Here is a 13,804-nt window from a genome sequence, read left to right as displayed (position 1 = left end):
GGTTGTTACAACCACTGTATTTAAGTAAGCAACAGTAGTTTGAGTTCGTTATGGAAGGAAAACTGCATCCAATTCATATTCGGCTTCATGCTTAACAGCCTTATATTATCTGATCTGATTTAAACTGAAGGAGAGAGAACGAATGAACCCAAAATATAATTCTCTATTTGAAGCTTTTACCCTGCCATCCGGTGTTACGTTGAAGAACCGTATTACCATGGCACCTATGACTAACTTTGCTTCCCACGAAAATGGTGAAGTCAGTGACGAGGAACTGGCATACTACCGTGAACGCTCCGGTGGTGTGGGCGCGGTTATTACCGCTTGTGTGTATGTAACTCCAGATGGTAAAGGATTTGTTAATGAGTTTGGTGCGGACAAGGATGAAATGATTCCTAGCCTGCGCCGTCTGGCAGATACGATTCATCAGGAGGGCGCGAAAGCGATCCTGCAAATTTATCATGGTGGCCGCCTGTGTCCACCAGATCAAATTCCAGATGGACAGCCGATCAGTGCAAGCGCAGTAGCCGAGGAAAAAGAAGGCGCGCCTGTGCCGCGTGAAATGACATCCGACGATATCCACCGCGTCATTCGTGCCTATGGCGAAGCGACTCGCCGCGCGATTGAAGCAGGCTATGATGGTGTGGAGCTTCACGGAGCGAACGGTTACCTGGTGCAGCAGTTCTTCTCCCCGCATTCCAACATTCGTACTGATGAATGGGGAGGAAGCCTTGAGAAACGCTTGGCCTTTCCGCTGGCGATTGTTCACGAAGTGAAGAAAGTGATCGCAGAGCATGCGAAGCGTCCATTCATATTCGGCTACCGCTTGTCTCCTGAGGAAGGACACACGCCAGGCATTACGCTGGATGATACGATGGTGCTTGTAGAACGTCTGGCGGATCAAGGGTTGGATTACCTGCACATTTCCGTAAATCATTTCTTTGGTGGTTCGTTCCGTGACCGTAGTGACGAACGGTCACGTACCGTTCTCATCCATGAGAAGGTAGGTAACCGTGTGCCGATTATGGGAGTCGGGTCGCTGAATACACCGGACGAGGCGCTTGCAGCACTGGAGACAGGTGTACCGCTTGTATCGCTGGGACGTCCGCTTTTGATGGAGCCGCAATGGGTTCAGAAGGTGCAAAACGGCACAGAAGATACCATTCGCACGACATTATCCAAACAAGCTCAGCAGGAGCTAGTCATTCCTGACTATTTGTGGAATGTATTGACGACCCTTCCAGGCTGGATGCCTGTTACGGACTAAATTTTGAATGATGGAGATACCCTAGGCTGCTCTCATGCACCTGGGGTATTTTCCTGTCTCATGACCATGAACACAATAATATAGGAATAACGGAGAAAGAAGGAAACTGACAATGTTGCATGAAGCTAATGGCGTAATTTTGATTAAGTCTACCCATCCGGGGCTACAGATTCGACTGTTACAAGTAAATGATGCAGAACGTTTATTAGAGATCAGACGTGAAAATTTTGATTTCTTCAAACCGTTCGAGCCAGAACGACCTGAAATTTACTTTACGCTGGAAGAACAGGCGCGTCTGATTTCCAACGGTTTGGAAGCGGCACAAGCCGGACAGGGATATACGTTTGGACTTTTTTTGCCGGAAAATGATAAGCTGATTGGCAGAATGGAGCTGTCGGGTATCGCTAGAGGCCCCTTTCAAAACGCCAATCTGGGCTACTTTGTAGATCCTGCATACCACGGACAAGGCTATGCCACTTCCGCAGTGAAGGATATTGTACGCTACGCCTTGAACGAGTTGGAATTACACCGTATTCAAGCTGGAGTGATGCCAAGAAATACGCCTTCCAATCGAGTGATGGAAAAGGCAGGATTTCGCCGCGAAGGGCTGGCTCTCAACTATTTGAAGATTAATGGTGTGTGGGAAGATCACGTGCTGTATGCGGTCACGGCTGAGGATTTGCAGAATGGCGTCTTCTGAATTCGCCAGGCGTGACCCCCTCCAGTTTTTTGAACACCTTGCCAAAATATTTTTCATCCTGATACCCGACCATACCGGCAATATGATGAAGGCGCAGCTTGTCATTTAGCAGCAATAGCTTTGCCTTGCTCATCCTGATCTGACACAAATAGTCTGACAGATTAACCCCGTACTCCTGCTTGAATTTACGAGAAATATATTCCCGACTGAGATAAAAGCGGCTCGCCATATCCTGTAGAGAAATGTCCTCGTTATAGTGTGCATCCAGATAGCGGGCAATATCACGGATGGTCGGGTTGTTTGGGCTATGGCTTGGTGTAAGCGCCTGACCGGCTGCCAGCAGTCGGTTTTCAACCTGTCTTTGCCATAAGGGCAGGGAAAGCATGCCACGGTTGTCGACCGGCAATGCATGAATGGAGCCGGACTCATCTGCCAGTTCCTCGCCATCGGTATCTCCAGGTCTGTCATTCAGCCAGCGGGCCAGCATCCAGTCCAACTCCTGATTCCAACTGGCTAGCTGCTCTGCTGTCACCGAAGGCAACTCGGCTACGGCTGCTATCCAATGGCCTACCGCTATCGACACACGATTGGCATTACAGCTGAGCGCACTAAGCCGCAGTTCCTCTTCCATCTCAGGCAACTGGGGAAGACGAATGCTCTGCCGTGTCTGGGAACTCTGGTGCATCCAGTCGGCGGTTTGCAACACATCCCGTTTCCACAACGCTTGCCGTGCCTCTTGGTAGGCAGTGGCTGCCGCTATGGGAAAAGCGCCAAAAGAGCCAAAAGAGCCAACCCCGATGTGCATGTAACACCGCAAAGCCGTTTTGATCCCTGTGTGAATATCCTGCAAGAGCAGCGGCCAACGAGATGGCTCGCCCCAATACAGCAGAATAATTTCGTCCATACGCTCCAGATGACGGAATGCAACTCCGGTTTGAGAAGTTCCGAGAAATTCGTTACAGATGTTAATGAGGGAAAAGCTCAAAAGCGCACGGCGCGTTTTATATTTGTCCAGTATATCGGCATCCAGCTGAGTGGTACTCATCACAGCTGCATTACATATCTGAATAGCTGCAGGAAGACGTAGCTCCTCACGTAAGGGCGTAATGGATAGAGGGGTATTCGCTATACCGGAAACGATTTCAGTCAGGAGCTTATCAGCATAGTGCGGCCTCATCCGATTGACCTCCATGGCCTGCATCGTCTGCCTATTCCGGTCTTGCTCCGCCGTCCGCCAGGCTTGAGTGGCTTTATTTAGAGCCTCGTTAATCTCCACTGGATCCACGGGCTTAAGAATATAGTCCATGCCTCCCCGGCGGATGACCTGTCGAACCAAGTCAAAATCATCATAGCCACTGACCACCACGACTCGGGTTGCTGGGGAATTGACTTGAATCCACTCCATCAGTGCTACTCCATCCTTGCCGGGCATCCGCATATCCGTGAGTACAACAGGTGGGGAAAGGGCGGTAATGACCTCAATCGCCTGATCGCCCGACTCAGCCTCAATCACCTCGCTCACACCGCAAGCTTCCCAATGTACGAGCATCCGTATGGCATGGCGTACATGCTTCTCATCATCTACAATCAGGACTTTCATTGACAGATCACTCTCCCTTAATATGAATTTCCGTAGGGACTTCAGTACGAATTTCGAGTGTATAACGGACGCCATGAGGCAGAATATTGTCTACGCACAGGGTGTTAGAACCATCCTCCGAGTGAAGCTGAATACGCAATAGAACATTACGAAGGCCAATGGAGTCCTGCTCACTAGTGTCCGGCTCCTCGTAGGCTTTCAGCGGACGTTTTAACATATGCTGGAGCTGCTCCAAATCGGCCTGTGGAATGGAAATTCCGTTATTTTCCACTGTTATTTTCACAATGCCTTCCCGGATTCGGCTGCCTGTAATGCGAATTTCACCGGGCCCCAGCCGGGGATCGGCACCGTGTTTAAAGTAGTTTTCCACCAACGGTTGGAGAATCATTTTTGGCACCCGATCATTTAGCACCTCATCTTCCCACTGGTAAGTGACCTCTAATTGCTCACCGAAGCGTTCCTTTTGTAAATCAAGATATTGTTTTACATGTTCGGCTTCTTCCTTGAGTGTAACGACCGTATGGTCCCGCATGTTATAACGCAGCATTTTGGCAAGGGAAGAGAGCAGAGAATAAATTCGCGGCACCTCATGCTGTAGGGCCAGGGTTCCAATAGACTGTAGCGTATTATATAAAAAGTGAGGATTAATCTGTGCTTGAAGCGCTTTCAATTGATGTGTCTTGTTAGCCAGCTCCAGCTTGTATTCCCGCAAAATGAGGTTATTGATGGTATCCATCATCTGTCTGAAACGGCGCGACAGTACTCCGATCTCATCGTTACTCATGGCCCGAATGTCTACATCCAGTTGACCGGACTGAATCTGGTTTATGTAGCGAGTCAGTCGCTTAATAGGTTCCGTGATTTTTATCGAAATCCATAACGTGGCAACAATGACAAGTAGCAACGCTGCGCCTGTAATGACCGCATTAATCTGAGTCAGGCGGGTAGCCCGTAAATACAGCGTACGATGTGGAATTTTCTTGACGAGCGTCCAGCCTGACAGATTGGCATCCAGCTTGCCGTACACGTGCAGTGCTGTATCATCCTCAATCACTCCGTGCTCGCCTTCTTTAGAAATTCGATTGAGCAGGCCAGATTCCTTCCAGTGTGTTCCAATCGATGCTTCTTTTCCGCTATATACGATCGTTCCGTTCCGATCGATCAAAAACAGCTCCTCTGTATCCGCATCATACAATTGACGGCAAATACTGCGCAGCGGCTCCAGATCAACATCTATAGCGAGTACCCCAAGCGTCTCTGAGGCAGGAATGTTCCGAATCGCCCGATGAAGTGTAAATACCTGCCGCTTTGTGCTGTGCTCCGCATAGGAAACCGCCGAAAAGCCGTACAAATGCTTCATGTGCGAAGGCTGTATGAATAGTCCGGAAGGGCCGTAATGAATAGAACCAGTAAAGGGCTCCAGTCGGAATTCCCGTAGCGGGACTGTACTGGTAATCAACGTGGATTGCCCCGCGTCAAAAGAATGCAAATACACTTGGTCAATGCCTGACGAAGCATTCATCATCGTTTGCAGTGTGGTGTAAATTTCAGCGACGGCCCGGTAATCATCCGGAATTTTGGCCAGATTACGCAGAAAATGGGGGTCATTATAGACTCCGATGGACGCGCGATTCAGTCCCTGTAAATAGTTATCCAGATTCGTAATTCCCTGAAAAATAAGCCGTTCATTTTCTTGTGTGGCCTGCTCCCGCAAGGATTGCTTGGTGAGAACAAAGGTCATAGTCATCGACAGCAGCAGCGGCAGAGTGACCGCAATGAGCAAAAACCAGATCAGGCGGGAACGAATACTGTGAAATTTCATGCAGTGAGCTCCTTTCACAATTCAAGGCGAGCCAGAGGTCAATATTTTCCCCCCTAATGGTTCACGATCCTACGTGTTTTCCAGAGCGCTTATTCGACATAATGAACATGTGAATCGCATATCCGTACGGCCCAAGCATTATGCTGCTGAAAGAAAGCCGTAAGGGAGCGTTCCAGACACCAACAGACAACAAAAGGGGGGGATCGGATTGAATCGCGCCAAGTCGTCGCAATGGCTCCAGCAATGGATTTTTGTAGGGCCGTCGACGTTATTTTTCGTTATCATTATTGTAATCCCTTTTATGCTCGGAATGTACTATTCTTTTACAGAGTGGAATGGGGTAGCCAATGAGGCAAAGTGGGTCGGGCTGGATAATTTCAGTCACATTTTATGGAATGATGACAAATTTGGGACAGCGTTCTGGTTTACGGTCCGTTTTACGGTGGTAGGAGTGGTGGCTGCGAATATTTTTGGCTTTCTGCTGGCGTACTTTCTAACCAAACCGCTGAAAACAAAAAATGTACTGAGGACCATCTTTTTTATGCCTAATGTGATCGGAGGTCTGTTGCTGGGCTTTATCTGGCAGTTTATTTTCGTCAAGGGATTTGCAGCAATCGGAGAGAGCACGAACTGGTCCTTCTTCAACCTGTCCTGGTTGGGAGATGAGATCACGGCCTTCTGGGGCATTGTCATCGTGTTTATCTGGCAAACTGCCGGGTATTTGATGGTTATTTATATCTCTTCCCTGACCAATGTGCCCCGCGATATGCTGGAAGCAGCCGAAATTGACGGAGCAAGCCGGATGCAAATTTTGCGGTCGATTATACTTCCTTTGATCATGCCTGCCGTTACAGTTTGTCTTTTCCTGGCGATATCATGGTCATTCAAAATGTTCGATCTCAATTTGTCACTGACCAAAGGCGGTCCCTTCGGGTCCACAGAGTCGGTTGCACTCAATATTTACAATGAAGCGTTTGTGAATAATCGATATGGGCTGGGAACAGCTAAAGCACTCATTTTCTTTATCATTGTTGCTCTGGTTACGAGCCTTCAGGTACGACTGACGAAAAGTCGGGAGGTGGAAGCGTAAATGGAAACAAGCAAGCGCTACCGCTTTGGAACATGGGCGACCGAGATGGTGATGATCCTCGTCGCATTGTTATTCCTCGTCCCGTTTTACTTTTTATTCGTGAATTCGGTCAAAAGCTTTGGTGACCTGCTCACCGATTCTGCGGCCTGGCCACAAACCTTTGTATGGAGCAACTATGCTAGAGCGTGGAGCATCACGCGTTTTCCCGAAGCTTTATGGAATTCACTCGTGGTTACGGTAGTTAGTAATCTGCTGCTCGTACTGATCAGCTCAATGGCAGCTTACCGAATGGTCCGGCGTCCGACGCGTTATAATCGAGTGTTGTTCAGCCTGTTCGTAGCTGCCATGGTCATTCCTTTTCAATCGGTGATGATTCCTTTGGTCAAGGTTGTAAGTACATTGGATTTAATGAACAGTATAAGTGGTCTGGTAATCTGTTATCTGGGATTCGGAGCTCCAATGTCGATCTTTCTCTTTCATGGATTCGTCAAAGGTGTGCCAGTCGAGGTGGAAGAAGCAGCTACGGTGGACGGATGTACGCCTTACGGGGTGTTTTTCCGAATTGTGTATCCGTTGATGCTACCGATGATGGTAACTGTTATTATTTTAAATACGCTCTGGATTTGGAATGATTATCTCCTTCCTTCTCTGGTACTGCAAAAGGCTGAACTGCGCACGATTCCGATTGCTACCTATGCCTTTTTTGGACAATACACGAAGCAGTGGGATTTGGCTTTGCCTGCTCTGGTGCTGGGCATCTTGCCTGTCATCGTATTCTTTCTGGCCATGCAAAAATATATTATACAAGGTATTATGGCTGGTTCGGTCAAAGGTTGAGTGTGGGATGAGCTGAAAATGTACACGGTGGCCACTCCGCAAACGGATGGTGCTTACCATCGCTGTTGCCTCCAGATTCCCCTGAATAAACGAATAAAGGTGGGAATCTAGAGACAAAGGCGAGCGCTATCGCTTGTTCAGCACCATTCCGTTTTCCGTTTGCTCCGTTTCTACATGAATTTTTCGAGTTCATCTGATATGAATTTAGAATAGAAAGGAACATGAAAATGAAAACGCATACTTTTAAAAAGAAAGCTCAAGCACTAATCTTGCTCCTCGCGGCCTTTGCCCTGGTTTTGGCAGGTTGTAACAGCAGTGGCGGACAAAACGCAGGCAAAGAGGAAGTGAAGGAAAAAACAATTCACATTTTTCAGTTTAAGGTAGAGATTGCAGAAGCGCTGAATCGCATGAAGGCGGAATATGAAGCGTCTCATCCAGGGATCAAGCTCGACATTCAGACCGTGGGCGGGGGCAGTGACTATGGTGCGGCGTTAAAGGCGAAGTTCGCCTCCGGGGAGCAGCCGGATATTTTTAACGTAGGAGGTTACCGCGAGCTGGATACGTGGCTGGAATATTTGGAGGACCTGTCTGACCAGCCTTGGGTTGGCGATGTGGTGGATGTCGCCAAAGAGCCGATGACCAAAGACGGCAAGCTGTATGGCCAGCCGATGAATCTGGAGGGTTACGGCTTTATTTATAACAAGGATTTGTTCAAGAAGGCGGGGATTACGGAGACCCCTAAAACATTGTCCGAACTGGAGGGAGCTGCGCAAAAGCTCCAAGCTGCAGGGATTACTCCATTTTCTAATGGATATCAGGAGTTTTGGGTGTTAGGCAATCATTTGCTGAACGTGGCATTTGCCAATCAGCCAGACCCTTCGGCCTTCGTTAAGGGACTGAATGATGGAACTGCAAAGATTCCGGGCAACGCTGTATTCGCCGAGTGGGTTAAGCTGTTTGATCTGACAATGAAGTATGGCAATTCGAAGCCGCTCACGACCGATTACAACACGCAGGTAACGAACTTCGCCACTGGAAAGGCTGCCATGATGCAGCAAGGGAACTGGACTCAGGTCCAAATTGATGGTATTAATCCGAAGCTGAATTTGGGTATTTTGCCTATGCCGATTGGTGAAGACGCAACAGCCGGAGATAAGTTGTTTGTAGGTGTCGCCAACAACTGGGTGGTTAATAAAAATTCGTCTGTCAAACCCGAGGCGAAAGAGTTCTTAAACTGGATGGTGACATCCGAGCAGGGTAAAAAGTATATCACCAAGGAATTTAAGTTTATTCCAGCGTTCAAGAGCATCGAAGGGGCAGAGGCTGATATGGGCCAATTGGGTGCTGAAGTGGTGAAATACAGTAAGGAAAACAAACTGTTGGGCTGGTTCTTTAGCCGCTATCCTGAAGGAGCACAGCAAGAATTCGGAAGTCAGATGCAAGCCTATGTGGCAGGTAAATCGGATGCTGGGAAGCTATTCGAGGATTTCCAGAGAACATGGGATAATTTGAAGACCAAATAATGAACAAAAGCACGCGATAAAGCCTTCATATTTCAGGAAGATTGCATGATCCTGAAATATGAAGGCTTTTCTGTAAACAAAATTATAAATGGTAATGGAGCAGAGCGATATCCCCGCGGCGTTCTATTTCTTTAAGCTTAAACGTACTTGGCAGCGATCCTTCTGGAAATAACGGTATTCCTTGTCCAAGCACTTTGGGAATGATCGCAATGATAGCCTTCTCCAGCAGTCCAGCTTGTAAGAAGGCCTGGAGTAACTGGCCTCCACCGACTAGCCATACCGCACCTTCCGATTGTTCTTGTAGACGTGGAACCAGTTCAGTCAGAGCTTCGTCCGTAAATGTAACATGTGGCGCTTGCTGTTGCTCCGTTAATGCTCGTGTGAGCACATAGCATGGCTTGCCAGCATAAGGGAAATCATCTGAGAGCTTCAACACTTCCTCATACGTCAGCCTGCCCATCAGCACTGTACCTACGGTGTCGTAAAAGTCGGCATATCCATTGTCCCCGCCATCCCCTTTAACATCATACAGCCAGTCCACCGAACCGTCCGGCAAAGCTATATACCCGTCGAGACTCATGGCAATATACAGCACAACTGCGTTTGATTTCAAATCCTCCATAGTTCATTCACTCCTTTCTATTTCCTAATGTTACAATGTATTTATGACATCCTATGTCGTAGTTAAACGGTCATTTTAAATTAATTTTTGAATCGAGGGGTACCTTATGAACGAACGCAGGATTGCTCTTATGAGGATACTGGATTCCCGAAAAAAATATACGGCGCGTGAGCTGGCTGAACGTTTTGGTGTCTCCGTCAGGACGATACAAAGAGATCTCGACTATTTGCAGCAGACCGGGTTACCCCTTTATACCGAAATGGGTCCTCATGGCGGGTATCGGGCACTCCCCAATCGGCTTCTTCCTCCCCTTCATCTTGCTCGCGACGAGGCTCTGGGTCTTTTCCTCATGCTGCAACTGTTGGAGAACATTCCAGATATCCCTTTTGGCTCGGTTCGTGGACATTTATCCGAGCACTATTATGCCGAGCTTCCACAGGATGTGCAGGACAGTATTGATCAATTAAAGGAGTACATTTCTTTTCGTATGCTACCCACTCACGCAGAGTCACCCTACACCTCAATCATTTTGGAGGCTGCGTTGAATAAGCGCCGGGTGAACATGCATTACCGCTCCGCTTCCGGTGAAAAGTGGACTGAAGTATATCCGATTGGACTGTATTTTGATCACGGATATTGGTATATGCCAGCGCATAGCAGAGATCGCATCATTCTGTACCGTTCAGATCGGGTGATGACAATAACGGTGCTGGAGGAAACCTTGGACAGCCTTCCCACACTTCAGGAATGGTTGGCTTCGGAGGATTCTCGTATAGGAATTCCGTCCAAAATAAAATTTACCGCATTGGGTGCCAGGCTGGCCGGATCAGATGCCCTCTTCCAAAATGTTTCCCATCACGAAGGGAAGAGTCAGGAATGGCAGGGGTATATTCCGGTCGAAGAGTTTAGATATGTGTCCCGACTTTTACTAAAATACGGGCCAGAGGCCGAGGTCGTATATCCCAAAGAACTGCGAGTACAGGTCAAGCAACTGTTGCAAGACAGCCTGAACCCTTATCTGAAGGATGCAAAAGCGGATGATGAAGAAAAAGACAATTAATCCTGTAAATTGATTCTCTTATTTATAGTTAACCACATGAATATTTAAGGTTATTAACTTATGACTTTCCATTTATTTTTGTGATAAAGTTTTGAAAAGAGCCCGTTTTCGTATATGATGAAGAGTAATAATTCAAAAGGCTGGACGGGAGACAGATATGAATCAACCGCTTTATGGAATATGGCTCGGAGATGTGTTTTTTTGCTTTTCTGGTGAGACGTCGGAACCACGTATCGATGCGTGGAGCAGTGTAATCCGCAGGCTGACGCTAAAGGGAGACCTTCGGCCGTTTCGGCAGGCTGCGTTGCGTCTTGCTGAGGTACGGATACCGAACACTGCTCGTGTGGAAACCGCGGGCAGAGGTGGCAAAAGACGTTCCATGCTGGGGCGTACATTGGAGGGTTTGGCGCTGGAACCGCGCGAGACGATGGCACTGTTGACCCGCATGGACGAGAAGGGCTGTGCGGCATCGGGCATTACGCTGGGCGAGGAAATGCAATATTGGCAAAAAGCTGCTTATTTCGCGCTAGAGCTGATGCAGCGGGGCGAAATTGCGCCATCGCTTACAGAGGCGCGTCCATCGGGACCGCGCCGTCGTGGTCCGGAAGCGGCTGTCGGGGTGTGGATTCCTCGACTGTGTCAAGAGGAGGACATACGCCGCTTTTATGAGCTGGCTGCTGCAATGCCGGCTGTTTGTATGGCGGCTCCGGCTGTTTTTGCGGGCAAGGAGCCTGAAACACGTGAGGATGCAGCCGGAATCGTGCTGTACTCCTTCTTGTGTGCGGTCATCCATGCGGAAACGACCGCGGTGCTGGCAGCCTCAGACCGTGAGCTGGGTCGATATCGCGCAGAGTATCGGCGCGGAGGATCGCCGCTGGCAGAGCTGTGGTGGAACAGTCTGCTGACAGGTTCCCGCCCGGTGGCGATTCAGGGAACGCCAGCGGAGATGGAGGAGCTGGTGCTTCAAGCGTCCTCTCTTGAGGGAAGCGCAATGCCTGTTACGGAACGGGAAGACAAGGAGCCGATAGAAGGGCAACTGCGGTTGTGCCTTCGTTTGGAGCCTTCGCTGGAAGAGAGTGTCAAGGATTGGCGCATTACCTTTTGGGCAGAAAGCGATGCTGAGCCGGGGTTGCGACTGCCTGCTCTGGCACTGTGGGCGCATCCTGAACGTGATCTGGTTCGAGGCGGAATTGTATATCGTCAAGTGCAGGCGCAACTGTTAATGAGGCTCGGACAGGCGGTTGAAGCGGCACCTATATTGCAGGAAGCGTTGAACCGTCCTTATCCCGAGGGGCTGACACTGGAGCCAGAGTTGTTCTTCCGCTTCCTGACGGAAGCCGTTCCTGCACTACAAAAGAACGGTATCACCGTGCAAATGCCTTCGCGCTGGAGCCGGGAGGGCCGAAGACGTGCAGGCTTGCGGCTCAAAATGCGTTCGACAGAGCAGGGTGCCAAGCCAGATGGTGTGATTGCCGATACATCGTCTGTCGGCATTAACCGCATGATTTCGTTTGATGCCGAGGCTGTGCTGGGTGATACGATTTTGACGATGGAGGAACTGGAAAGCATCGTCGCGGCCAATTTGCCGTATGTACGTCTCGGAGGGGAATGGATCGAGGTCGATCCCAAGGAAATCCGTCAGGTGCTGCGCTTTATCAAGCGCGGGGAAAACGGTGAGATGAGCTTGTCCGAATGGATGCATCTAGCTGCAGAAAATGAAAGTGCAGGCGAGGCCTCATGGAAGGGCTTGTCCATCTTTGGCGCGGAATCCGCCGGATTGCTTGCGTCCTTGGCTGAGGGCGGCGTACTCCGTTCGGTAGAGCCACGGCCTGTGCCGGAGACGCTGCATGGCGCATTACGGCCCTATCAAGAGCGCGGCTTTCAATGGCTGGCTGCGATGCGTGGATTGGGCTTTGGCGTCTGCCTTGCGGACGACATGGGACTTGGTAAAACGATTCAAGTCATCACCTGCCTGCTCGACGGTGGCATCGGCGCAGATGATCAACGTCCGGCGTTGATCATCTGTCCGACGTCCTTGCTTGGCAACTGGCAGCGCGAGTTGAAGCGCTTTTCACCGGATTTGTCACTGTATATTCACCATGGCAACCAGCGACTCCACGGCGAGCTGTTTCAGGAAAGTGTACGTGAGTATGATATCGTCCTCACTACCTATCATTTGGCGGGCCGGGACGGCAGCGATTTATCTGCGGTATACTGGTCGTCCATCGTGTTGGATGAGGCGCAATATATAAAAAATGCACGAACAAAGCAAGCACAAAGCGTCATGAAGCTGTCTGCTCCACATCGGATTGCCATGACGGGTACCCCGGTAGAGAATCGGCTGAGCGAGTTGTGGTCTATTTTTCAATTCCTGAATCCAGGTTACCTTGGTACGGCTTCTTCATTCCGCCAGCGTTACAGTCTGGCAGGAGAGGAGCGGGGGTCCGCGTTGCGTGAGCTTCATCGCCTCGTCTCCCCGTTCATGCTGCGTCGTCTCAAAAGCGACCCAGATATACGCAAGGATTTGCCAGAGAAGCTGGAGTTGAAATCCTACTGTGTACTGACACCAGAGCAGGCCGGATTGTATCGGGGCGTGGTGGATCAATTATTGGGAACACTGGATGGGCAGATCGGTATGGCTCGCAAAGGGCTTGTTCTATCTTCGCTGACCAAGTTGAAGCAGATTTGTGACCATCCGGGTCTGATCATTCCGGGCCGGGCTGATAGTGGTAAAACTGAAAACTCGGGCAAAATGGAGCGACTGCTGGAATTGGTAGAGACGATTCGCGAGAACGGCGAATCGGCGCTGATATTCACCCAATATGTGTCGATGGGAGAATTGCTGGTCTCTCGTTTGGCCAAAATCTTCGGGGAAGAGCCGTATTTTCTGCATGGAGGACTGGCGAAAACCAGACGTGATGAAATTGTTCACAACTTCCAGCAGGGAGAAGGACCGAATATATTCGTACTTTCCCTGCGTGCAGGTGGCGTGGGCCTGAACCTGACACGCGCCAGCCATGTCATTCACTATGACCGCTGGTGGAATCCTGCAGTGGAAAACCAGGCGACGGACCGCGTATTCCGTATTGGTCAAAGCCGCAATGTACAAGTGCACAAGCTGATTTGCCAAGGTACACTGGAGGAGCGGATCGACGAGCTGATCGAGAGCAAAAAGGCACTTTCCGAGCAGGTTGTCGGCTCCGGTGAACATTGGCTCACCGAAATGTCTGATGATGAATTGCGCGGTCTGATTGCGCTGCAAAATGATGTATGGATTGAGTGA

10 protein-coding genes are annotated in these 13,804 nt (G+C 49.6%); 7 read left to right on the top strand and 3 right to left on the bottom strand.

Features of this window, described 5'->3' with window-relative positions:
- Positions 1-142 precede the first annotated feature (142 nt).
- Together MHB54_RS10295 and MHB54_RS10290 are read left to right on the top strand one after the other, a co-directional pair.
- Positions 143-1,267: an NADH-dependent flavin oxidoreductase gene (locus MHB54_RS10295; protein WP_264454241.1), complete on the top strand. Its 1,125-nt coding sequence runs from the start codon at positions 143-145 to the stop codon at positions 1,265-1,267.
- Between the two features lie 112 nt (positions 1,268-1,379).
- Positions 1,380-1,967 (top strand): GNAT family N-acetyltransferase, encoded by a 588-nt coding sequence (locus MHB54_RS10290; protein WP_071559390.1) that lies wholly within the window; start codon positions 1,380-1,382, stop codon positions 1,965-1,967.
- Here the strand turns inward: MHB54_RS10290 and MHB54_RS10285 are convergent.
- Both MHB54_RS10285 and MHB54_RS10280 read right to left on the bottom strand, forming a co-directional pair.
- The gene (locus tag MHB54_RS10285) at positions 1,933-3,567 is read right to left on the bottom strand and encodes a response regulator transcription factor (protein WP_053324528.1); all 1,635 of its coding nucleotides are present in this window, start codon (positions 3,565-3,567) and stop codon (positions 1,933-1,935) included. The two genes, MHB54_RS10290 and MHB54_RS10285, sit on opposite strands and share 35 nt — an antisense overlap.
- A gap of 7 nt (positions 3,568-3,574) precedes the next feature.
- Positions 3,575-5,389 (bottom strand): sensor histidine kinase, encoded by a 1,815-nt coding sequence (locus MHB54_RS10280; protein WP_340981590.1) that lies wholly within the window; start codon positions 5,387-5,389, stop codon positions 3,575-3,577.
- A gap of 208 nt (positions 5,390-5,597) precedes the next feature.
- Between MHB54_RS10280 and MHB54_RS10275 the strand changes: the two genes are divergently transcribed.
- The 3 genes from MHB54_RS10275 (at position 5,598) to MHB54_RS10265 (ending at position 8,839) form a co-directional block, all read left to right on the top strand.
- The gene (locus MHB54_RS10275; protein ID WP_023986790.1) at positions 5,598-6,479 is read left to right on the top strand and encodes a carbohydrate ABC transporter permease; all 882 of its coding nucleotides are present in this window, start codon (positions 5,598-5,600) and stop codon (positions 6,477-6,479) included.
- Positions 6,480-7,316, top strand: a complete 837-nt coding sequence (locus tag MHB54_RS10270) for a carbohydrate ABC transporter permease (protein ID WP_025721894.1) — start codon at positions 6,480-6,482, stop codon at positions 7,314-7,316.
- A 227-nt stretch (positions 7,317-7,543) separates the two neighbouring features.
- Entirely contained in the window at positions 7,544-8,839 is a 1,296-nt protein-coding gene (locus MHB54_RS10265; RefSeq protein ID WP_264454239.1) for an ABC transporter substrate-binding protein, read from the top strand.
- 82 nt (positions 8,840-8,921) lie between these two features.
- Here MHB54_RS10265 and MHB54_RS10260 read toward each other — a convergent pair whose 3' ends face one another.
- Positions 8,922-9,461 carry a dihydrofolate reductase family protein gene (locus MHB54_RS10260; protein ID WP_023986793.1) on the bottom strand — a complete coding sequence of 180 codons (540 nt, stop codon included), beginning with the start codon at positions 9,459-9,461 and terminating at the stop codon, positions 8,922-8,924.
- Between the two features lie 106 nt (positions 9,462-9,567).
- Between MHB54_RS10260 and MHB54_RS10255 the strand changes: the two genes are divergently transcribed.
- The gene (locus tag MHB54_RS10255; protein ID WP_340981589.1) at positions 9,568-10,521 is read left to right on the top strand and encodes a helix-turn-helix transcriptional regulator; all 954 of its coding nucleotides are present in this window, start codon (positions 9,568-9,570) and stop codon (positions 10,519-10,521) included.
- Between the two features lie 157 nt (positions 10,522-10,678).
- Positions 10,679-13,804 (top strand): DEAD/DEAH box helicase, encoded by a 3,126-nt coding sequence (locus MHB54_RS10250; RefSeq protein WP_340981588.1) that lies wholly within the window; start codon positions 10,679-10,681, stop codon positions 13,802-13,804.

Source organism: Paenibacillus sp. FSL M7-0802 (assembly GCF_038004945.1).
Taxonomy (GTDB): Bacteria; Bacillota; Bacilli; order Paenibacillales; family Paenibacillaceae; genus Paenibacillus; species Paenibacillus polymyxa_B.
This window is presented reverse-complemented; position numbering and strand designations above follow the sequence as displayed.

Bases quoted from the DNA above. Each gene is read 5' to 3' on its own strand.
- MHB54_RS10295 (WP_264454241.1), top strand. From the start codon at position 143: ATGAACCCAAAATATAATTCTCTATTTGAAGCTTTTACCCTGCCATCC.
- MHB54_RS10290 (WP_071559390.1), top strand. From the start codon at position 1,380: ATGTTGCATGAAGCTAATGGCGTAATTTTGATTAAGTCTACCCATCCG.
- MHB54_RS10285 (WP_053324528.1), bottom strand. From the start codon at position 3,567: ATGAAAGTCCTGATTGTAGATGATGAGAAGCATGTACGCCATGCCATA.
- MHB54_RS10280 (WP_340981590.1), bottom strand. From the start codon at position 5,389: ATGAAATTTCACAGTATTCGTTCCCGCCTGATCTGGTTTTTGCTCATT.
- MHB54_RS10270 (WP_025721894.1), top strand. From the start codon at position 6,480: ATGGAAACAAGCAAGCGCTACCGCTTTGGAACATGGGCGACCGAGATG.
- MHB54_RS10265 (WP_264454239.1), top strand. From the start codon at position 7,544: ATGAAAACGCATACTTTTAAAAAGAAAGCTCAAGCACTAATCTTGCTC.
- MHB54_RS10260 (WP_023986793.1), bottom strand. From the start codon at position 9,461: ATGGAGGATTTGAAATCAAACGCAGTTGTGCTGTATATTGCCATGAGT.
- MHB54_RS10255 (WP_340981589.1), top strand. From the start codon at position 9,568: ATGAACGAACGCAGGATTGCTCTTATGAGGATACTGGATTCCCGAAAA.
- MHB54_RS10250 (WP_340981588.1), top strand. From the start codon at position 10,679: ATGAATCAACCGCTTTATGGAATATGGCTCGGAGATGTGTTTTTTTGC.